Genomic DNA, 19,938 nt, shown 5'->3' with positions numbered 1-19,938 from the left:
GAACGGGTTAGCGCTGTTTCTTCTTGAACGAGAGGCTCTGGCATGCGGTTTTCCCCCTTCGTCGAACGAATTGCAGGGCAGGGCGTAGCCGCCTGGGACATCCACCACGCGGCGTTTCACGCCGCCAGCCAGGGCGAAGACATCATCATTCTCAGCGTCGGCGACCCGGATTTCGCCACGCCGTCCTTTATTACCGACGCTGCCGTCAGCGCCTTGCGCGAAGGCGACACCCACTACACCGAAATTCCTGGCCGCCCGGCACTGCGCGAAGCGATTGCAGCACGCTACAGCCAGACGCTGGCACGCCCGCTGAACGGCGCAAATGTGATCACGGTGGCCGGTGCGCAGAACGCCTTGTTCGTCACGTCGCTGTGCCTGTTGCAGGCCGGTGACGAGGTGCTGGTGCTCGACCCGATGTACGTCACCTACGAAGCCACGCTCAAGGCCAGCGGCGCCATACTGGTACGCGTGCCGTGTTCCCCTGAGTCGGGCTTTCGCGTCGATCCGGCGCTGCTCGCCGCCGCGATCACCCCGCGGACACGGGCGATTTTCTTCTCCAACCCGAACAACCCCACCGGCGTGGTCCTTGACGCACAGGAGTTGCAGGCCATCGCTGAACTGGCCATCGCCCATGACCTGTGGGTCGTGGTGGATGAGGTCTACGAAAGCCTGGTGTTCGACGGCGAGTACCACAGCCTCGCCGCGCTGCCGGGCATGGCCGAGCGCTGCGTGGTGATTGGCAGCCTGTCCAAGTCCCACGCGATGACCGGTTGGCGCATCGGCTGGCTCATCGCCACGCCCGAACTGATCGCCCATGCCGAAACCCTGGTGCTCAGCATGCTGTACGGCTTGCCCGGCTTTGTGATGGAAGCCGCCACCGCCGCCGTGCTGGCCCATGATGAAGTGACCCGGGGCATGCGCGAGATCTACCGGCGCCGCCGCGACCTGGTGGTGGCCGGGCTGAGTGCCTGCCCCGGAATCCAGGTACAGGTGCCGCAAGCGGGGATGTTCGTGCTGGTGGACGTGCGCGGCACCGGCTTGGGCTCCCTGGATTTTGCCTGGCGTCTATTTCGCGAAGCCGGGGTATCGGTGCTGGACGCGGCGGCCTTCGGCGAGCCCGCACAAGGTTTTGTGCGGTTGTCGTTCACCCTCAGTGAAGAGCGCCTGGCACAGGCCTGCCAACGTATCGCGCAGTTTGTCGCCAAGCTGGCCGGTGAGCCACGTATCGCCGCCACGTCCAGGGTTGAAGTGGCGCAACCCGTCGCAGCCAAGAAGATGATCGAGGTCATCGACCTGCACAAGCGCTTCGGCAATATCGAAGTGCTCAAGGGCATTTCCCTCACGGCCCACGAAGGCGAGGTGATCTCGCTGATCGGCGCCAGCGGCTCGGGCAAAAGCACCTTGCTGCGCTGTATCAACATGCTCGAAGTGCCGGACCAGGGCAGCATTCATGTGGACGGCGAGAGCATCAAGCTCAACTACGGCCGCCCCGGCGCGCCCCTGGTCGCGGATGCCAGGCAGTTGGTACGGATTCGCTCGACCCTGGGCATGGTGTTCCAGAACTTCAACCTGTGGCCCCATCGCACGGTGCTCGAAAACCTCATCGAAGCCCCCACCCAGGTGTTGCGCGAAAGCCGCGCCGAGGCCATCGAACGCGCAGAAAGCCTGCTCGACCGCGTCGGCCTGGCCGCCAAGCGCAACGAATACCCGGCCTTCCTTTCCGGTGGCCAGCAACAGCGCGTAGCGATTGCCCGGGCGCTGGCCATGCGGCCCAAAGTCATGCTGTTCGACGAACCCACTTCGGCCCTCGACCCGGAGTTGGTGGGCGAAGTGCTGCGGGTGATCCGTTCCCTGGCTGAAGAGGGGCGCACCATGATCCTGGTCACCCATGAAATGGCATTCGCCCGGGATGTGTCGTCGAAAGTGGCGTTCCTGCACCAAGGCATGATCGAAGAAACCGGCTCGCCGGACGCGGTGTTTATCGACCCACGCAGTGAACGTTGCCGACAGTTCGTCAACGCGCATCAAACTCGCTAACTCCAGAAAAAGACGGGGCAAAATCATGAAATCCAAGCGTATGGCAACATGGTTGGGCAGTGCAGTGCTGATGCTGGCCGCAGGTTTCTCCTGGGCGGCCGACAAACCCATCGTGTTTGCGGTGGCGGCCGAACCCTACCCTCCGTTTACCGTGAAGGGCGGTAACGGCCAGTGGTCCGGGTTCGAGGTGGACCTGATCCACAAGCTCTGTGAAGGCATGAAAGCCGAATGCCAGATCAAGGAAGTGGCGTGGGACGGCATTATTCCCTCGCTGCTGGCGAAGAAGATCGACGTGATTTTCTCGTCGATGTCGGTGACCGACGAGCGCGAAAAACAGATCGCGTTCAGCCGCGCCTACTACGATTCCCTGCTGGGCGTTGCGGGGCCGAAAGGCAGCGAAGTCGAGATCTCCCCGGCGGGCCTCAAGGGCAAGTTGATCGGCGTGCAGATCTCCACGGTCAGCGCCAATTACCTGAAGAAGTATTACGAAAACATCGCCGACCTCAAGTACTACGACACCCAGGAATCGGCCAACGCCGACCTGATTGCCGGGCGTATCGACTACATGATGGCCGACGACACCGCCATCGCCATGATGGTCAAGACCCCGGAAGCCAGCGGCCTGGCGCACATCGCCAGCGTGCCCTACGACCCGATCATCGGCCGTGGCGTCGGCGCTGGCCTGCGCAAGGAAGACACCGCGCTCAAGGCCCGGCTGGACAAGGCTATTGGCGAATTGTTGGTGAGCAAGGACTACGACGACCTGTCGCAGCACTATTTCGGCCTGTCGGTCAGCCCGTGCAAGCGCACCGATACCCCGGCGTTCGTGAGCAAGACTTGTGACAGCCCGTACCCGCAAATCGCCCAGAAGACCGAATAACCATGTTCGATCTTCTCGGCTTCGACGAACAAGGGTGGGGCCATGCGTTGCTCAAGGGGTTATGGATGACCCTGCAGATCTCCGCCGGGTCGTTTGCGGTGGGCTTGCTGATCGGCCTGGTGGTGGCCTGCGCCAAGCTCAGCGCGCCGCGCCCGATCGCGCTGCTGATGCGCGGCTACACCACGGTGTTCCGCGCGGTGCCGGAACTGCTGCTGATTCTGCTGCTGTATTACGCCGGCTCCATGGGCCTCAACGCGCTGATGCTGTGGCTGGGCTTCGCCCAAGTGAATATCAGCGGCCCGCTGGTGGCGATCCTGGTGCTGGGCCTGGTGCAGGGCGCCTACGCCTCGGAGATTTTTCGCGCGGCGATTTTGGCGATCCCTCACGGGCAGATCGAAGCGGCGCGGGCTTTTGGCCTGAGCGGGCTGGGGCTGTTCCGGCGGGTGACGCTGCCGATCATGGCACCGTTCGCCCTGGCCGGCATGTCCAACCTGTGGATCAACCTGATCAAGGACAGCGCCTTGATCAGCGTGGTTGGCACCAACGAGCTGCTGTACACCGCCAAGCAGGCGGCGGGGTCGACCCGCCAATACCTGCTGTTCTACCTCACGGCCGCCGCCTTGTATTACCTGGTGACACTGGCTTCCAACTATCTGTCCGGGCGCCTGGAGCGCCGTATCCGTCGCTGGATGCCGGTTGTCGAGTGAGGCACACATGCCTGAGTGGATAAGCTACTACGCCGCGCTCATCGCCAAGGGATTGCAGACCACCTTGTCGCTGCTGGTGATTTCGGCGGTACTCGGTTTTGCCCTGGCGGTCCTGGTGGCGCTGGCACGGTTGTCGCGGCGCAAGTGGCTGGCGCGCAGTGCACTGGCCTACACCAGCGTGCTGCGCGGTACGCCGCTGCTGATCCAGATCTACATTTTCTACTATGGCCTGGGCAGCCTGTTCGCCCAGTTCCCGATGATCCGTGGCAGCTTACTCTGGCCGTATCTGCGCGATGGCTACTGGTACATCGTGTTCGCCCTGGTGTTGTCGGTAGGCGCCTATGTCGGCGAGGTGATTCGCGGTGGCCTGCTGGCGGTGCCCAAAGGCGAGATGGAAGCGGCCTCGGCATTCGGCATGACACCGCGTCAGGCCTTGCTGCGCGTGCGCTTGCCACGGGCGATGCGCCTGTTGCTGCCGACCCTGGCCGGGGAGACGGTGATGCTGCTCAAATCCACCGCGCTGGCGTCGACCATTGCCGTGGTCGACCTGCTCGGCGCCGCCAACGTGGTGCGCGCGCAGACCTTGCAGATCTACCAGCCGCTGCTGCTGGTGGCGGGCGTCTACCTGTGCCTGACCTTCCTCATCGAAGGCGTCTACGCCATCGCCGAACGGCGCGGTACGCCGCTGCGCAGGTCGGCCGGATAAACCGTTGTCAAAGGCTGTGGTCGGCGCCGAATGCGCCCTGACGCAAGCCTTGTACCCAGCAGCGGCAGATATGCAGCCCGTTGGCAGGGCTGAAGGTGCCGGGGTTGAGGCAGCCCTCGAGCCAGAGCCCGTCGAGCATCGCCGACAGGCCGATGGCGGCCAGGTGGCTGTCGTGGATCAGCAGGTTTTCGCTGCGGGCCAGGTCGTCCAGCAGGCGTCGGATCAACCCCAGGTAGGTGTGGTAACTGTTTTCGTGGGACTGGTTAACGTGGGGTGAGTGGCGGATCAGGCTCCAGAACACCACCCACACGCCGAGCAGGTCGGGGTCCATGACCCGTGGCGAGAACGAGGCGCTGAGAAACGCGTCCAGCCGTGCGGCGGCGCCGTCAGCCAACTCGACCTGTTCCCACAGCGCAGTGGTCAGTTCGTTGGCGAGCTTGTGGTAGGTCTCGGCGATCAACGCGTCGATGCTGCCGAAATGGTGGTTGAGCAAGCCCACCGATACACCGGCTTCGGAGGCGATACGGCGCACGGAAATCCCCGCGTGCCCGTCGCGGGCCAGGCAGGTGAGGGCGGCGGCGATCAGCAGGTCGCGGCGCTCGTCGGGGTCGGCACGGCGCAGTTTGGGAGGGTTGACGGTCATGGGCAGGCCTTTGATGGAAACACCACAGCGCTCAGGTTAGTTGAACGTCTGTTCACTCTCTAGCGATTAATTGATGAGAAGAGGGCAAGGCATGGCAAACGACCTTTCGTGGCAGGTCACCGGCGACGCCGGCAACCCGTTGCACATCGGCGCCTGGCGCTTCGAAGGCGACGGCAGCGGGCCAAGGGTGCACCTGCAGGCGGGGGTGCACGCGGATGAAATCGCCGGCATGCTGGTGCTGCATCAGCTGTTGCCGCGCTTACAGGCGTGTCAGGACCAAGGCCGCCTCAAGGGCTGCGTCACCGTGGTGCCCCAGGCCAACCCGTTCGGCATCGGCCAGTTCCGCCAGGGGCGTTTGCTGGGGCGCTTTCATGAAGCGACCGGGCAGAACTTCAACCGTGCCTTCGATCATTCCCTGGCCATGGCGCGCCCGGCGAGCAACCTGGCGCAGTGGCAAAAGCGCCTGGTGCAACTGGCCGCCGAGGCCGACCTGGTGCTGGACCTGCACACCGATGACGAGGCGCTGCCGTACCTCTACATCCACCGCAGCTTCTGGCCCGGCCAGGGCCTGGCGTTGGCGGCGGCCTTGCGCGTGGACCTGGTGATCGTCTGGGATGAGGGCGGTGATGGCTCCTTTGAAGAGACCATCATCAACCATGCATCGCCGCAACTGGCCGCGACCGTTGAGCTGCGCGGGCAGGCGGACGTCAGCGATGCGCTGGCGCAACAGGATGCCGACGGCCTGTGGGCGTGGTTGTGCATCAATGGTGTGATCGACGAAGTAGCCGCCATTAACGAGTGGCCGGGCGACGTGGTCGACATGGGCTGCATGGAAACCATCCTGGCACCTTGCGCCGGCGTGCTGGTGTTCGAGAAAGCCCTGGGGGATTACGTGGAGGAAGGCCAGCCTTTTGCACGCATCATCGGCCGCCCCGGTGACCCGTCTTCCGAAGTGATCCTGCACGCCGCCCAGGCCGGCCGCATGGTCACCGGCCACCGCGAACGCCTGGTGGCACAGGGGGCGGTAGTCGCCAAGTTCACCGGGACGCGTCTATCCGCCAGCTACAGCGGCGGCGTGCTGGACCCGTAGCGGCGTCTGTGTGGGAGGGGGCTTGCCCCCGATTGCGGTGGATCAGCTGTAGATGAGTTGACTGGCCTGGTGCTATCGGGGGCAAGCCCCCTCCCACATTTTTAGCGCAGTGTGTCATTGCTCGAAGTGTGATCCCAACCGCTTCAACCGCCACATCGCACTGTCCAGGTGCGGGCTGGCACAGATATGCACCATCTACCGGGGCTTGATCGAGTGCCTGCGTGAGGAAATCTCACGGACTCTCTAAGCGCTCCAGCAACAGCCGCTCCAGGGTCTCCACCGGCAGCGGTCGGCTGAACAGATAGCCCTGGATCTGATCACAGCCGGCCTCCTTCAAGAACGCCAGTTGCGCCTGGGTTTCCACGCCCTCGGCTACTACCCGCAGGCTGAGGCTGTGGGCCAGTTCGATGATGGTACGGGTGATCGCCGCGTCCTGCGGGTTGCTGGTTACCTCGCGGATGAACGCGATGTCGATCTTCAGCGTGTCGATGGGAAACCGCCGCAGGTACGCCAGGCTCGAATAGCCGGTGCCGAAGTCGTCGATGGAAATCTTCACCCCCATGGCGTGCAGCCGCTGCAGGCTGGCGATGGTGTGCTGGGTGTTTTCCATCAACGAACCTTCGGTCAGTTCCACTTCCAGCCAATGGGGTTCGACTCCGGTGCGGGCCAGGGTGCGTGCGATATCGGCGATCAGGTCGCCTTCGATCAATTGATGGCCGGAGACGTTCACCGACACCTCCACCGGGCCAATCGCGCCGCGTTGCCACTTTGCGATCTGCTGGCAGACCTGCTCGATCACCCAGCGCCCCACGGGGACGATCAAGCCCAGGCTTTCCAGGATCGGTATAAATACCGCTGGCGACACCGCGCCGTATTCCGGCCTTTCCCAACGCAGCAGCGCTTCGAGGGCGCAGATGCGACCGCTCGGCACCTCGACCTTGGGTTGGTAATGCACCGTGAAGTCATTACGCGCTACCGCTTGGCGCAAGTCGTTTTCCAGGGACTGGTGCGCCAGGTCATGCACGCTCATGCCGATCTGGCGTTGCGTCAGCTCACGGGAGTGGCTGGCCAGGTCGCCGCGTTCCTTGAGCCGCAGCAGGTTGCGCACCCGCAACCATAGCTCGACACGTTCCACCGGCTTGCTGATGAATTCCTCGGCGCCGGTTTCAAGCCCGCTGACACGGGCGCTCGGTTCACTGAGGGCCGACAGCATGATGATCGGAATACCCGCCGTGGTTTCATCGCCCTTCAATTGGCTGGCGACTTCATAGCCGTCCATGCCCGGCATCATGATGTCCAGCAGGATCAGGTCCGGCGGCTGCCGGGCCACCAACTGCAAGGCTTCTTCGCCGCTGCTCGCGCTCAGGGTCTGGTAGCCCTCATGTTGCAGCAGGGTTTCCAGGAGTTTGCGCACCTGGGGTTCATCATCAACGATCAACAACGTTGCGGGTTGGCTGGCCATGGAGAGGACTCATGTGAGAGGGCGGATGTGCTGTTGCAGCAAGGTGTCGATCACCTGGTACAGCTCTTTGTAACGCAGCGGCTTGATGATGTAGGCATCGCACCCCGCGAGTCGGGTCTTTTCGCGGTCTTCTTTCATCGCCATTGCCGTCAGGGCGATCACCGGGATGTGAGCGGTGAGCGGGTCGCGCTTGAGCAGGGCGGTGGCGGCCAGCCCGTCCATGCCGGGCAACTGGATGTCCATCAGGATCAGCGCCGGTTGCTGTTCGCGGGCCAGGGTCAGGCCGGTTTCGGCATCCGCGGCCCACAGCACCGTGTGACCGGCATTGACGAGTAACAGACGCGCCAGGCGCATGTTGGCTTCGTTGTCTTCAACAATCAGGATGTGGGGCATGCAGCCTCCGGGGCGCGGTGCAGCGGCAGCCAGGCGACGAACCGCGCCCCGCAGCCTTCACGGCTGGCCACGGCGACACTGCCGCCATGCAGGTCGGTCAACCGCTTGACCATCGCCAGCCCCAGGCCAGTGCCTTCGAATTTGCGTGCCAGGCTGCTGTCGATCTGGCTGAACGCCTTGAACAACTTGTCCATGTCCGCCTCGGCGATCCCGATGCCAGTGTCGCTGACGCTGAGTTCGAGGAACGGCTGATGAGCGCCGTCGGGCAAGGCAAAGCGGTACACCGGCCAGTCGCCGGGAATGTGCCCGACCTGTGCGCGGGGCACCTGGCGCACTGTCAAGGTCACTGAGCTGCCGTGTGCGCTGAACTTTACGGCGTTGGCCAGCAGGTTGTAGACGATCTGTTTGGTCTTGCGCAGGTCCAGCTGCAAAAGGCCAAGGTCTTCGGGACACTCCAGCTTCAATTGGATGCGTTGCAGCGCCGCCTTTTCCCGCACGATGAGCAGGCTGTTGGCCAACAGCCCCGCCAGTTCTGCGTTTTCCAGTTCCAGCTCCATCATCCCGGCCTCGACCTTGGACAGGTCGAGAATGTCGTTGATCAACGACAACAAGTGCTGGCCGCTGGTGAAAATGTCGCCGATGTATTCGCGCTGGGTCTCGCTCATGTCGCCGACCAGGCCATCCTTGAGCGCCTCGGAAAAGCCGATGACCGCGTTCAGTGGCGTGCGCAGTTCATGGGACATGGTGGCGAGGAATTCGGACTTCATGTGACTGGCGTGTTCCAGCTCCAGGTTCTTTTCTTCCAGCGCCCGCTCGAAGCCTTTGCGCTCGGCTTCTTCCTGCTTGCGCGCGGTGTTGTCGGTGCCGATCAGCAAGTAGCCGATGATGGTGTCATGTCGGTTGCGCAGGGCGGTGACCGAGACCATGGCCGACAGACGACTGCCGTCCTTGCGGATGTAGGTCAGCTCGTAGATGTCTTCGATACCCCGCGAGGCCTTGAATACCAGCGCTTCGAAGCCCGGCGTGATCGGCGTATCCAGTTCCAGGCTGAGGGCGGCGGCGCGGGTGATCAGCTCGATCGGGTCGGAAATATCGGCCGGCGTGATGCGGTTGACCACATCGGCGGCGGCATAACCGAGCATGCGTTCGGCGCCGACGTTGAAGATCTGGATCACGCCTTTCTCGTCGGTGGCGATGCTGGAAAAGTACGCGCTGTTGAAGATTGCGTCTTGCAGGGCGCCGGTCTTGAGCAGGGTTTTCTGCCGCTTGAACTCGACGATCTTTTCAGCCCGCGATTGCGGTTGTTCGGGTAACGGTGTGTCCATCGCTTTGGCGTTCCGTGACGTTCAGGCCCGCCATCGTCAAGCGGCGATGGCGCAGAGCATGCTCACAGAAGATCGCTGGGGGGCGACGAGGAGGAGATGAGGTCCTTGGACAATAGCAGAGATTATGGCGTTTTGATGGCGGGCTACGGGCTATCTCGCTTCAAATGGATACCCTCGGGTGAAATTGGGTACTTTTCGGATTAATGGCTGATGAAACGTTTCATCTGTCGATAAATGATCGACGCAAGCGCTTGCGTAAGGAAATGTTTCTACATTAGAGTCGGCCCACTGACGACAAAAATAATAAAACCAGGAGCTCATCCATGAGCCTTGAACCCTTGCTCGAGATGCAGGGCATCAGCAAAACCTTCAACGGTTTGCGCGTGCTCAAGAATGTCGGCCTGAAGGTCTACCCCGGCGAAATCCACGCCTTGATGGGGGAGAACGGCGCCGGCAAATCGACGCTGATGAAGATCCTTTCCGGCGCCTACCAAGCCGACCCCGGCGGTGAAATCCGCATCGCCGGCCAGCCCATCCCCACGTTCGACCCCGCCACCGCCAAAGCCCTTGGCATCGCCGTGATCTACCAGGAACTGAGCCTTTGCCCCAACCTGAGCGTGGCCGAGAACATCTACCTGGGCCGTGAACTGCGACGCGGCTGGACCATCGACCGCAAAGGCATGCAGGCCGGTTGCATCGAAGTGCTGCAACGTCTGGGCGCGGAGTTCACTCCAGCCACGCAGGTCAGCAGCCTGTCGATTGCCGAGCGCCAATTGGTGGAAATCGCCCGCGCCTTGCACGCCCACGCCAAGATCCTGGTGATGGACGAACCGACTACGCCGCTGTCATCCCGGGAGACCGACCGCCTGTTCGCGCTGATCAAACAGCTGCGCAACCAGGGCCTGGCGATCATCTATATCAGCCACCGCATGGCGGAGATCTACGAGCTGTCGGACCGCGTCTCGGTGCTGCGCGACGGCCAGTACATCGGCGAACTGACCCGCGAGGCGCTGTCGGCCGAAGTGCTGGTGAAGATGATGGTGGGTCGCGACTTGTCAGGGTTCTACAAGAAGGAGCACGCCGCCTATAACCCCGGCAACGTGGTGATGCGCGTGCGCGACATGGCCGATGGCAAGCGCGTGCGTCAGTGCAGTTTCGACCTGCACGCCGGTGAAGTGCTGGGCATCGCCGGGCTGGTCGGGGCAGGGCGCACCGAACTGGCGCGCCTGATCTTCGGCGCCGACCCACGCACCTCGGGCACCCTGGAAGTGGTCGGCAAGACCGTCACCCAGTTGCGCACCCCGGCGGATGCGATCCGTGCCGGTGTCGTCTACCTCACCGAAGACCGCAAGGCCCAGGGCCTGTTCCTGGACATGAGCGTGGCGGACAACATCAATGTCTGCGCCTGCGTGCCGGATGCTTATGCCGGCGGTGTGCTGGATCTCGGGCATGCCGCGCGGCGCGCCACCGAGGCGATCAAGTCGCTGTCGATTCGGGTGGCGTCGGGCAAGGTCAACGTCGGTGCGTTGTCCGGTGGCAACCAACAGAAGGTGCTGCTGGCGCGGCTGCTGGAGGTCAAGCCGCACGTGCTGATCCTCGATGAGCCCACCCGTGGCGTCGACATCGGCTCCAAGTCCGAGATCTACCGCATCATCAACCAATTGGCCCAGGCCGGCGTCGGCATCGTGGTGATCTCCAGCGAGCTGCCGGAAATCATCGGCACCTGCGACCGCGTGCTGATCATGCGCGAAGGCCGGTTGGTCGCAGAAGTCGGCGGCGCCTCCGGCGACGCTATTTCCCAGGAACGTATTATTGACCTCGCCACCGGTGGCGATCAGGTGGTGGCCCATGGCTGAATTGAATATTGCAACAACCGGCAAGGCAGAGCGCGCCCGCGAGCTGATGCGCACGGTCGGCATGTTGCCGGTACTGATCTTGCTGCTGGTGGGCTTTGCCCTGGCCAGCGAGAACTTCCTGACGGTACAGAACCTGTCGATCATCACCCAGCAGGCGTCGGTGAACGTGGTGCTGGCGGCGGGCATGACCTTTGTGATCCTCACGGCGGGCATCGACCTCTCGGTGGGCGCGATCCTCGCCGCATCGGCGGTGGTGGCGCTGCAGGCGTCGATGTCGCCGCAGTTCGGCATGTTCGGGATTGCCGCCGGTATCGGCTTCGGGTTGTTGCTGGGCCTGGTCAATGGCGGCTTGATCGCCTTTATGCGCCTGCCGCCGTTTATCGTCACCCTCGGTGCACTCACGGCCATGCGCGGCCTGGCCCGGCTATTGGCGGACGACAAGACCGTGTTCAACCCGGACCTGCCGTTTGCCTTTATCGGCAACGACTCGATCCTCGGGGTGCCGTGGCTGGTGGTAATCGCCGTGGCAGTGGTGGCGTTGTCGTGGTTCATCCTGCGCCGCACCGTGATGGGCGTGCAGATCTACTCGGTGGGCGGCAACCCGGAAGCGGCGCGGCTGTCGGGGATCAAGGTGTGGAAGGTGCTGCTGTTCGTCTACGCCATGTCCGGCGCGTTGGCCGGGCTGGGCGCGGTGATGAGCGCGTCGCGCCTGTTCGCTGCCAATGGCCTGCAACTGGGGCAATCCTACGAGCTGGATGCGATTGCCGCAGTGATCCTCGGCGGCACCAGCTTTACCGGCGGTGTCGGCACCATCGGCGGCACGCTGATCGGCGCGCTGATCATCGCGGTACTCACCAACGGCCTGGTGCTGCTGGGCGTCTCGGACATCTGGCAATACATCATCAAGGGCATCGTGATCATCGGCGCGGTGGCGCTGGATCGTTATCGCCAGTCCGGCGCACGGACCTGAACTCACTCCAACAACAATCACAAGAGAGACCCCTATGAACCTCAAACGTATCTTTCCGGTCATTGCCTTGGCTGCCCTGATGTCCCAAGCCGTCGAAGCCCGCGAGTTGAAGGCCCTCGGCATCAGCATGGGCTCGCTGGGCAACCCGTATTTCGTGACCCTGGCCGATGGCGCAACCGCCCGGGCCAAGGAGCTGAACCCCAACGTCAAGGTCACCTCGGTGTCGGCCGACTATGACCTGAGCAAGCAGTTTTCGCAGATCGACAACTTCATCTCGTCCAAGGTCGATCTGATCCTGATCAACGCCGTCGACCCGTCCGCCATGGCCTCGGCGATCAAGAAAGCCCGCGATGCCGGCATCGTTGTGGTGGCCGTGGATGTGGACGCGAAAGGGGTGAACGCCACGGTGCAGACCGACAACGTCGAAGCCGGCAAGCTGGCCTGCCAGTACCTGGTGGACAAGCTCTCCGGCAAGGGCAATGTGATCATCCAGAACGGTCCGCAGGTCACCGCCGTGACCGATCGCGTCAAGGGTTGCAAGGCCGCACTGGCCGCCGCGCCGCAGATCAAGGTGCTTTCCGATGACCAGGACGGCAAAGGCTCCCGCGAAGGCGGCCTGAACGTGATGCAGGGTTATCTCACGCGCTTCCCGAAAATCGACGGTCTGTTCGCGATCAACGACCCGCAAGCCATCGGCAGCGACCTGGCGGCCAAACAGCTCAAGCGCAGCGGCATCATTATTACCTCGGTGGACGGTGCGCCGGATATCGAGAACGCGCTGAAAACCGACACACAGATTCAGGCGTCGGCCAGCCAGGACCCTTGGGCCATGGCGCAGACCGCCGTCAACGTGGGCAACGATATTCTCAATGACAAAGCCCCGGCCGAAGCGGTTACCCTGCTCACGCCAAAACTGATCACCCGCGACAACGTCGCTACGTACAGCGGTTGGTCGAGCAAACATTGATCCCTTGAGAGGAACAGCGTCGTGGTCACCATGGATGACGTGGCAAGCAGGGCGGGGGTGTCGACGTCGACGGTGTCCCATGTGTTGAACGGTACCCGCAAGGTCAGTCCGGCAACGGTGCACGCGGTACAGCAAGCGATCCAGGCGCTGGGTTACATCCCCAACACCCTGGCGCGTTCGCTGGCACGGTCGAGCACCAGCACGATTGGCGTGGCGATCTCTGCGCTGTCCAACCATTATTTCAGCGAAACCGTGCACGCGATTGAAACCGAGTGCGCCAGGCACGGCTACATGATGCTGTTTGTCGATACCCACGACGACCCGGAACACGAGCTGCGGGTCGTCACGGCATTGCACCATCGGCGGGTGGACGGCATTGTGCTGGCGCCCTCGAACGGCTCCAAGGCCCTGGAGTATCTGCGGGCCAACGAAATCCCGGCGGTATTGGTGGACCGCATGATGAGCGAACAATTCGACCAGGTCGGGGTGGAGAACACGCAGTCCACCCAGGCCTTGGTTACCCACTTGATCAAACACGGGCACCGGCGCATCGGCTTTATCGCCGGGCGTGAGGGGTTCAGCACCACCGATGAGCGGGTTGCCGGGTACCGCGCGGCACTGCAAGGCGCGGGGCTGGCGTTCGATCCGCACTTGTTGGTCAATGGCGGCTCCAACACCGAGCCAGCGCGTCAGGCGACGGTGCAGTTGCTGGGCCTGGCGCAGCCACCCACGGCGATCATGGCCGGCAACAACCTGATGACCCTGGGCGCCATGCAGGCCCTGCGTGATGCGCAGATCGACGTACCGGCGCAGATGGCCCTGGTGGGTTTTGATGATTTCGATTGGGCGGATTTCTTCGTGCCGCGCCTGACCCTGATCGCGCAGCCGGTCCAGGCACTGGGCACGCAGGCAGTGAACCTGTTGTTGCAGCGCATGGCGTCGCCCGACGCCCCCACTCACAGCGTGCGCCTGGCGCCGACCCTGCAACGGCGTAATTCATGTGGCTGTAATGGATTGGAATGACCCCCTTATGAGCAGTCCCGTTTCCCTCGGCATCGACCTCGGCACCTCGGAACTCAAGGCCATCCTCATGGACCTCGACGGTACGGTGCTGGCCCATGCTGGCGTGCGCTTGAGTGTGTCGCGGCGCCATAGCGGCTGGTCCGAGCAGGCGCCGGAAGATTGGTGGCAGGCGTGTTTGCAGGCGCTTGCCGAATTGCGCGAGCATCCCGGATTTGCCCGCGTGGCCTGTATCGGCCTGTCGGGGCAGATGCATGGCGCGGTGCTGCTGGGCAAGGACAACCGCGTGTTGTACCCGGCGATCCTGTGGGACGACTCCCGTGCCGTCGCCGAGGCCGATGAGTTGGGCCCGGTGTTTGCCGACATCACCGGCAGCCTGCCCATGGCCGGGCTGACGGCGCCGAAACTGCTGTGGCTGCAACGCCATGAGCCCGAGGTGTTCAAGGCCATTGATTGTGTGCTGTCGCCCAAGGATTACCTGCGCTTGCGTCTGAGTGGCGAGCGCATCAGCGAGATGTCCGATGCAGCGGGGACGTTGTGGCTGGATGTGGCGCGGCGTGAGTGGTTCGCGCCGATGCTGCGGGCGACGGGCCTGTCGCCGGAGCAGATGCCAAGACTGGTCGAGGGCGGTGCCGCAAGTGCTGTGTTGACGGCGCAGGAGCTGGGCTTGTCTTCCTCAGTGGTGATTGCCGGCGGAGGTGGTGACAACCCGGTAGCGGCCGTGGGGATCGGGGCGATCAGTGCCGGTGATGGCTTCATCACCCTCGGCACCAGCGCTGCCATTGTCGCGATTACCGATCACGCAGCCGGTAATCCCGCGAGTGCCGTGCACAGCTTCTGCCATGCGCTGCCTGATCGCTGGTACACCATGGGCGCCATGCTGGCCGGCGCCAGTTGCCTGCGTTGGGTCACGCGTCTCACGGGAACCGCGGATGAGCAAACCTTGCTGGACCAGGTGCAGGCGCAACTGCCGATCGAACAGGCAGTACCGCTCGGTACGCCGTTGTTCCTGCCGTACCTGGCCGGTGAACGCACCCCGCATAACGACCCGCTGCTGCGCGGTGGCTTCATGGGCCTGGGCCATGACTGCACGCCGGCGATGCTCGGTTATGCGGTGATGGAAGGCGTGGGGTTCGGGCTGCTGGATGCGTTGCGCGCGGTGCAATCAGCGGGGGCTGACGTGGGCGCCTGCGCGTTGGTGGGTGGTGGTGCGCGCAGTGAGTACTGGGCGCAGTTGCTGGCCAACATCCTGCAACGGGACATCTTCACCCTGCACGGCAGCGAATTGAGCGCGTGTATCGGTGCGGCGAAGCTGGGGTTTGTGGCGATAGGGCAAGGCGCGCAATTGCTCGCGGCGGGGATGCGGGTCAAGGCCCGGTACAGGCCAGACCTTACGCCGCAGCCCGTATTGGAGGCGCGATATCGCAAGTTTCAAGGTTTGCTGAGCGCGGCCAAGGCCCTTCACGAGTAGCCTTCTGTAGTGAGCTGGCTTATCTGGGTGGCCTGTTTTGGTGAACGGCCTGTTGTGGCGAGCGGGCCTGCCCCGCGTTGGGCTGCGAAGCAGCCCCAAACCCAGGCGCCATGGTTTTCCTGTAGAAACGCGGTGATGCTAAAAGGGGCCGCTTCGCGCCCCAACGCGGGGCAAGCCCGCTCGCCACAACAAGTACCCTTATCAACGCTTGGTGTAATCGGGGTAACACCAGGACACTGAAATCAACATAGCTAAGCCGCACCCATTGCTAGCGTGAAAAGGCCAAACCCACTCAAAGGAGCAACGGATTGCCCCGTCAGCCCAACTCTCATTTGTTACGCCGTGGTCGCTATTCGGAAACCGGCCGTGCTTACCTGGTGACCGCTGTGGTCCATCAACGCCAGCCCTTGTTCAGGGAGTTCCGGTTGGGGCGGTTACTGGTCGCCAAGTTCAAGCGACTTCATGATGCCGGCTTAGTGAACTCCCTAGCCTGGGTCGTCATGCCAGACCACTTCCACTGGTTGTTTGACCTTAACCGTTCGACGCTTCCCGATGTGATGCGACAAACCAAGTCGCGCAGCACCTTGAGCATTAATAGAGCCCGTTGCAGTCGGGAAAGATTTTGGCAGCGTGGTTATCACGACCGGGCGGTGCGGGCTGAGGACGATATTCGGAAAATGGCGCGCTATATCATCGCCAACCCCTTGCGAGGCGGGTTGGTCGAGCACATTGGAGACTATCCACTGTGGGATGCTGCCTGGTTATGACGTGGCGAGCGGGCTTGCCCCGCGTTGGGCTGCGAAGCAGCCCCAAACCCAGGCGCCATGGTTTTCCTGTAGAAACGCGGTGATGCTAAAAGGGGCCGCTTCGCGCCCCAACGCGGGGCAAGCCCGCTCGCCACAACAAGCCCGCTCTCCACATCAGGACCCACAACAAGCTACTGCCGCTAGTCGCCCAAGGGCGGCAGACGCCGTTTCACCGGGGTTTTCTTGACAATGGCCGTGTTGGTTTCAGCGTAGGCGTTGAGCCGGTCAAGCAGGCTATCCAGGTGATCCATGGTGCGCACATGCAGGCGTGCGATGAAGCAATCCTCCCCAGTCACCTTGTCACACTCGGTAAACTCGGGGATCGCCTGGATCTGTCGCTCCACCTCATGCAATTTGCCGGGCAAGGGGCGGATGCGCACGATGGCCTGCAGCAGGTAGCCGAAGTGCCTGGGGTCGATGTCGACGGTGTAGTGGGTCAGCACGCCGCGCTCTTCGAGACGCCGCAGGCGTTCGCCGACGCTCGGCGAAGACAGCCCGGTAATCCCGGCCAGGGCCTTGAGGGACAGACGCGAGTCGTCCATCAAAGCGGCGATCAGTTGCTGGTCGATGGTGTCAATCATGGTGTCCACCTAATAAGTAAAGGCAACTCAAGGCTTTTGCCTTTTTTAGTCGCTGGAGCCGGTCTCGACCAGATTGCCATAATTGAGCCTCACTTGAGGAGCTTCAATCATGGATACATCCATCCGTCGCGGGTCGTGGGAAATGGTTGCCGCCATGCTGATCTCGGGCACCATTGGCTGGTTTGTCCTGGTCTCCGGCGTATCGGTGATCGAAGTGGTGTTCTGGCGCTGTGTGATCGGCGGGCTGACGTTGTTGTTGGTGTGTGCACTGCTGGGGTATTTGCGCCTGGACATGCTCAGTTGGACCAGGCTCGGCCTGGCGATGCTCAGTGGCGTGGCAATTGTCGGCAACTGGTTACTGCTGTTCGAATCCTATTCCCGCGCGTCGATTGCCATCAGCACGGCGGTGTATAACGTGCAGCCGTTCATGCTGGTGATGCTGGCTGCCGTGTTTCTAGGTGAAAAGATCACCGTGCAGAAACTCGCCTGGCTGAGCGTGGCGTTCCTGGGCATGTTGGCGATTGTCACTGCCCATGGCGATCAACCGACCGGCGACGATTACCTGGCCGGCATCGTCTTGGCACTGGGCGCGGCGTTGCTGTACGCGATTGCCGCGCTGATCATCAAACGTCTGAAGGCAGTGCCGCCACATTTGATGGCGTTGATCCAGGTAACCACCGGCGCGTTGTTACTGGCGCCGCTGGTGCCATGGAATAGCTTGCCGGCCACCACCAGCGCGTGGGGCGCACTGGTGACACTCGGCGTGGTGCACACCGGCGTGATGTATGTGTTGTTGTATGGCGCGATCCAGAAACTGCCGACAGCCCTGACCGGTGCGCTGTCGTTTATCTACCCGATTGCGGCGATCTTCGTCGATTGGTTCGCCTTCGGGCATCGTCTGGGCTGGCTGCAATGGTTCGGGGTGGCGGCAATTCTACTGGCGGCTGCCGGGTTGCAGCGGGGCTGGTGGTGGCCCCGCGTGCAAAGGGTCAGTGCGTGCCCTGGAAAATAATGTTTTCCGGGTTGAAGTGCTCTACCGCGCTGCCCGGTTGTGGCAAGCCCAGGATATGCCCCTTGATCTTGCCCACCACGTGCATCTCGCAGGGTTTGCAGTCGAACTTCAGGGTCAGCACTTCATCGCCATGGATCAATTGCATCGGCGCTACCTTGGTCTTCACGCCCGTGACCCCCTTGGCCTGTTTAGGGCACAGGTTGAACGAGAAACGCAGGCAGTGCTTGGTGATCATCACCGGTACTTCGCCGGTTTCTTCGTGCGCTTCGAAGGCGGCGTCGATCAGCTTCACCCCGTGGCGGTGGTAGAAGTCGCGGGCTTTCTGGTTGTAGACGTTGGCGAGGAACGACAGGTGCGCGTCCGGGTACACCGGCGGTGGCGTTGTTTCCGCCTTGCGGCCACCCCGTGGGTGCGCAGCCACGCGTGCGGCGGTCAGCGCCTCGATCACTTCACGGCGCAGGGCCTTGAGCTGTGAGTTGGGGATGAAGAACGCCTGCGGCGCATCCAGTTGGATGTCGGTCGCGTGGTATTCGGTGGTGCCCAGTTGGCCCAGCAGGTCGCGCAGGGTGTCCAGCGCCTGTTCCGGCTTGTTGGCCACGCCGAACGGGCCGGGCAGGGTGACGCTGGCGCTGATGCCTTCTTCGCTGGTGGCGGTGACTTCCAGCTGCGCTTCGCGCAAGCGAACGGCCCAGGTCAGGCCTATACGACGCTCGGATGAGGTCTTGAGCAGCGCCTGTTGCCAGTTGTGGTCCAGGTTGCGGTTCAGCGGGTGGTTCGGGCGCAATTGATGCAGGCCTGCCGGCATCTCGTTCGGCTCCACGCGGTAGCGGTAGCGCTTCTCGCCGTCTTCCTCGAACTCGCCTTTAGGCTCGGCGATGTTGGCACGGAAACCCACCACTTCGCGCTTGATCAGCACGTTCAGGCCATCGCCATTCGACAATGGCTCGTGGGTAACCACTTGCAGGTCGCGCTTACCGGCTTTTTCCACCACACCCACCGGCAGGCCGGTGAACGTCGGGGTGTCGAAGGCGCCGATATCAACCTTGCGGTCATTGACGAAATAGTCGGTGCTGCCCCGGTGGAAGGTCTTTTCCGGGTCGGGCAGGAAGAAGTGCGCGGTACGGCCGCTGGAGGCGCGGGCCAGGTCCGGGCGGTCTTCAAGCACGTCATCCAGGCGCTGGCGGTAATAGGCGGTGATGTTCTTCACATAGCCCATGTCCTTGTAGCGGCCTTCGATCTTGAACGAACGCACGCCGGCTTCGACCAACGCACGGATGTTGGCGCTCTGGTTGTTGTCTTTCATCGACAGCAGGTGTTTTTCAAAGGCCACGACGCGGCCTTGATCGTCCTTCAGGGTATACGGCAGGCGGCAAGCCTGGGAGCAATCGCCACGGTTGGCGCTGCGGCCGTTCTGCGCGTGGGAGATGTTGCACTGCCCGGAGAACGCCACGCACAGCGCGCCGTGGATAAAGAACTCGATGGCGGCATCGGTTTCGTCGGCAATGGCGCGGATCTCTTGCAGGTTCAGCTCACGGGCCAATACCAACTGCGAAAAACCGGCCTGGTCGAGGAACTTGGCGCGGCCCAGGGTACGGATATCGGTCTGGGTGCTGGCGTGCAGCTCGATGGGCGGAATATCCAGCTCCATCACGCCCAGGTCTTGCACGATCAACGCATCGACGCCGGCATCGTAGAGCTGATGGATCAGCTTGCGTGCGGGTTCCAGTTCGTTGTCGTGCAGGATGGTGTTGATCGTGGTGAACACGCGGGCATGGTAACGGCGGGCGAATTCCACCAGCTGCGCGATGTCGCTCACGTCGTTACAGGCATTATGGCGCGCGCCGAAGCTCGGGCCGCCGATGTACACGGCGTCGGCGCCATGCAGGATGGCCTCGCGAGCGATGGCGACATCGCGGGCAGGGCTGAGCAATTCCAGGTGATGCTTGGGCAAGGACATAGTTTTTTTAGTCAGGCTTGTCACGGTTGAGGCGCGCATTGTAGCTGTGAAATGC

18 protein-coding genes are annotated in these 19,938 nt (G+C 62.8%); 12 read left to right on the top strand and 6 right to left on the bottom strand.

Annotated features, from left to right (window positions below; translation table 11 throughout):
- The first annotated feature begins 42 nt into the window (after positions 1-42).
- Genes AC3WP7_RS12605 through AC3WP7_RS12590 form a run of 4 tightly spaced genes read left to right on the top strand, consistent with a single transcriptional unit; the run spans position 43 to position 4,330 of the window.
- Entirely contained in the window at positions 43-2,037 is a 1,995-nt protein-coding gene (locus AC3WP7_RS12605) for an aminotransferase class I/II-fold pyridoxal phosphate-dependent enzyme (RefSeq protein ID WP_102592008.1), read from the top strand.
- Positions 2,038-2,062: 25 nt separating this feature from the next.
- Positions 2,063-2,917 carry a transporter substrate-binding domain-containing protein gene (locus AC3WP7_RS12600; RefSeq protein WP_172963333.1) on the top strand — a complete coding sequence of 285 codons (855 nt, stop codon included), beginning with the start codon at positions 2,063-2,065 and terminating at the stop codon, positions 2,915-2,917.
- 2 nt (positions 2,918-2,919) lie between these two features.
- Positions 2,920-3,624: an ABC transporter permease gene (locus tag AC3WP7_RS12595; RefSeq protein WP_102592007.1), complete on the top strand. Its 705-nt coding sequence runs from the start codon at positions 2,920-2,922 to the stop codon at positions 3,622-3,624.
- Positions 3,625-3,631: 7 nt separating this feature from the next.
- The gene (locus AC3WP7_RS12590; protein ID WP_093120980.1) at positions 3,632-4,330 is read left to right on the top strand and encodes an ABC transporter permease; all 699 of its coding nucleotides are present in this window, start codon (positions 3,632-3,634) and stop codon (positions 4,328-4,330) included.
- Positions 4,331-4,337: 7 nt separating this feature from the next.
- On the opposite strand, the gene AC3WP7_RS12585 is transcribed toward AC3WP7_RS12590, so the two are convergent.
- Positions 4,338-4,973 (bottom strand): TetR/AcrR family transcriptional regulator, encoded by a 636-nt coding sequence (locus tag AC3WP7_RS12585; RefSeq protein WP_102592006.1) that lies wholly within the window; start codon positions 4,971-4,973, stop codon positions 4,338-4,340.
- Between the two features lie 91 nt (positions 4,974-5,064).
- On the opposite strand from AC3WP7_RS12585, the gene AC3WP7_RS12580 reads away from it, so the two are divergent.
- A complete protein-coding gene (locus AC3WP7_RS12580) occupies positions 5,065-6,063 on the top strand; it encodes a M14 family metallopeptidase (protein ID WP_102592005.1) in 999 nt (332 codons plus the stop codon).
- A gap of 232 nt (positions 6,064-6,295) precedes the next feature.
- Here AC3WP7_RS12580 and AC3WP7_RS12575 read toward each other — a convergent pair whose 3' ends face one another.
- The 3 genes from AC3WP7_RS12575 to AC3WP7_RS12565 are packed head-to-tail and all read right to left on the bottom strand — an operon-like array spanning position 6,296 to position 9,243.
- The gene (locus tag AC3WP7_RS12575) at positions 6,296-7,525 is read right to left on the bottom strand and encodes an EAL domain-containing response regulator (RefSeq protein WP_092243506.1); all 1,230 of its coding nucleotides are present in this window, start codon (positions 7,523-7,525) and stop codon (positions 6,296-6,298) included.
- Positions 7,526-7,534: 9 nt separating this feature from the next.
- Positions 7,535-7,918, bottom strand: a complete 384-nt coding sequence (locus tag AC3WP7_RS12570) for a response regulator (protein ID WP_071488337.1) — start codon at positions 7,916-7,918, stop codon at positions 7,535-7,537.
- Positions 7,903-9,243: a sensor histidine kinase gene (locus AC3WP7_RS12565; RefSeq protein WP_071488336.1), complete on the bottom strand. Its 1,341-nt coding sequence runs from the start codon at positions 9,241-9,243 to the stop codon at positions 7,903-7,905. Before AC3WP7_RS12565 ends, AC3WP7_RS12570 begins: the two co-directional genes overlap by 16 nt.
- Before the next feature lie 323 nt (positions 9,244-9,566).
- Between AC3WP7_RS12565 and AC3WP7_RS12560 the strand changes: the two genes are divergently transcribed.
- From AC3WP7_RS12560 to AC3WP7_RS12535, 6 genes are all read left to right on the top strand, one after another.
- Positions 9,567-11,099, top strand: a complete 1,533-nt coding sequence (locus AC3WP7_RS12560; protein WP_102592004.1) for a sugar ABC transporter ATP-binding protein — start codon at positions 9,567-9,569, stop codon at positions 11,097-11,099.
- Entirely contained in the window at positions 11,092-12,069 is a 978-nt protein-coding gene (locus AC3WP7_RS12555) for an ABC transporter permease subunit (protein ID WP_025854715.1), read from the top strand. Before AC3WP7_RS12560 ends, AC3WP7_RS12555 begins: the two co-directional genes overlap by 8 nt.
- A gap of 34 nt (positions 12,070-12,103) precedes the next feature.
- On the top strand, positions 12,104-13,036 hold the full coding sequence (locus AC3WP7_RS12550; protein ID WP_071488334.1) for an ABC transporter substrate-binding protein: 933 nt from the start codon (positions 12,104-12,106) through the stop codon (positions 13,034-13,036).
- A gap of 21 nt (positions 13,037-13,057) precedes the next feature.
- Entirely contained in the window at positions 13,058-14,059 is a 1,002-nt protein-coding gene (locus AC3WP7_RS12545; RefSeq protein ID WP_093120985.1) for a LacI family DNA-binding transcriptional regulator, read from the top strand.
- Positions 14,060-14,066: 7 nt separating this feature from the next.
- On the top strand, positions 14,067-15,527 hold the full coding sequence (gene xylB / locus AC3WP7_RS12540; RefSeq protein ID WP_092243516.1) for a xylulokinase: 1,461 nt from the start codon (positions 14,067-14,069) through the stop codon (positions 15,525-15,527).
- Positions 15,528-15,835: 308 nt separating this feature from the next.
- Positions 15,836-16,294: an REP-associated tyrosine transposase gene (locus AC3WP7_RS12535; RefSeq protein WP_092493085.1), complete on the top strand. Its 459-nt coding sequence runs from the start codon at positions 15,836-15,838 to the stop codon at positions 16,292-16,294.
- A 179-nt stretch (positions 16,295-16,473) separates the two neighbouring features.
- Here AC3WP7_RS12535 and AC3WP7_RS12530 read toward each other — a convergent pair whose 3' ends face one another.
- Entirely contained in the window at positions 16,474-16,914 is a 441-nt protein-coding gene (locus tag AC3WP7_RS12530; protein ID WP_071488330.1) for an Lrp/AsnC family transcriptional regulator, read from the bottom strand.
- A 109-nt stretch (positions 16,915-17,023) separates the two neighbouring features.
- Between AC3WP7_RS12530 and AC3WP7_RS12525 the strand changes: the two genes are divergently transcribed.
- Positions 17,024-17,926, top strand: coding sequence for a DMT family transporter (locus AC3WP7_RS12525; RefSeq protein ID WP_102592003.1), 903 nt, complete (start codon positions 17,024-17,026; stop codon positions 17,924-17,926).
- On the opposite strand, the gene AC3WP7_RS12520 is transcribed toward AC3WP7_RS12525, so the two are convergent.
- Positions 17,904-19,883, bottom strand: a complete 1,980-nt coding sequence (locus tag AC3WP7_RS12520) for a peptidase U32 family protein (RefSeq protein ID WP_092243520.1) — start codon at positions 19,881-19,883, stop codon at positions 17,904-17,906. The two genes, AC3WP7_RS12525 and AC3WP7_RS12520, sit on opposite strands and share 23 nt — an antisense overlap.
- Positions 19,884-19,938 lie beyond the last annotated feature (55 nt).

The organism is Pseudomonas sp. FW305-3-2-15-C-LB1, assembly GCF_058787615.1.
Note: the sequence above shows the minus strand (reverse complement) of the source record. Positions and strands in the feature narration are given on the sequence as shown.

Coding starts and splice junctions, on each gene's coding strand:
- AC3WP7_RS12560 (WP_102592004.1), top strand. CDS start 9,567: ATGAGCCTTGAACCCTTGCTCGAGATGCAGGGCATCAGCAAAACCTTC.
- AC3WP7_RS12565 (WP_071488336.1), bottom strand. CDS start 9,243: ATGGACACACCGTTACCCGAACAACCGCAATCGCGGGCTGAAAAGATC.
- AC3WP7_RS12585 (WP_102592006.1), bottom strand. CDS start 4,973: ATGACCGTCAACCCTCCCAAACTGCGCCGTGCCGACCCCGACGAGCGC.
- AC3WP7_RS12575 (WP_092243506.1), bottom strand. CDS start 7,525: ATGGCCAGCCAACCCGCAACGTTGTTGATCGTTGATGATGAACCCCAG.
- AC3WP7_RS12555 (WP_025854715.1), top strand. CDS start 11,092: ATGGCTGAATTGAATATTGCAACAACCGGCAAGGCAGAGCGCGCCCGC.
- AC3WP7_RS12570 (WP_071488337.1), bottom strand. CDS start 7,918: ATGCCCCACATCCTGATTGTTGAAGACAACGAAGCCAACATGCGCCTG.
- AC3WP7_RS12595 (WP_102592007.1), top strand. CDS start 2,920: ATGTTCGATCTTCTCGGCTTCGACGAACAAGGGTGGGGCCATGCGTTG.
- AC3WP7_RS12605 (WP_102592008.1), top strand. CDS start 43: ATGCGGTTTTCCCCCTTCGTCGAACGAATTGCAGGGCAGGGCGTAGCC.
- AC3WP7_RS12590 (WP_093120980.1), top strand. CDS start 3,632: ATGCCTGAGTGGATAAGCTACTACGCCGCGCTCATCGCCAAGGGATTG.
- AC3WP7_RS12530 (WP_071488330.1), bottom strand. CDS start 16,914: ATGATTGACACCATCGACCAGCAACTGATCGCCGCTTTGATGGACGAC.
- AC3WP7_RS12520 (WP_092243520.1), bottom strand. CDS start 19,883: ATGTCCTTGCCCAAGCATCACCTGGAATTGCTCAGCCCTGCCCGCGAT.
- AC3WP7_RS12550 (WP_071488334.1), top strand. CDS start 12,104: ATGAACCTCAAACGTATCTTTCCGGTCATTGCCTTGGCTGCCCTGATG.
- xylB (WP_092243516.1), top strand. CDS start 14,067: ATGAGCAGTCCCGTTTCCCTCGGCATCGACCTCGGCACCTCGGAACTC.
- AC3WP7_RS12580 (WP_102592005.1), top strand. CDS start 5,065: ATGGCAAACGACCTTTCGTGGCAGGTCACCGGCGACGCCGGCAACCCG.
- AC3WP7_RS12600 (WP_172963333.1), top strand. CDS start 2,063: ATGAAATCCAAGCGTATGGCAACATGGTTGGGCAGTGCAGTGCTGATG.
- AC3WP7_RS12525 (WP_102592003.1), top strand. CDS start 17,024: ATGGATACATCCATCCGTCGCGGGTCGTGGGAAATGGTTGCCGCCATG.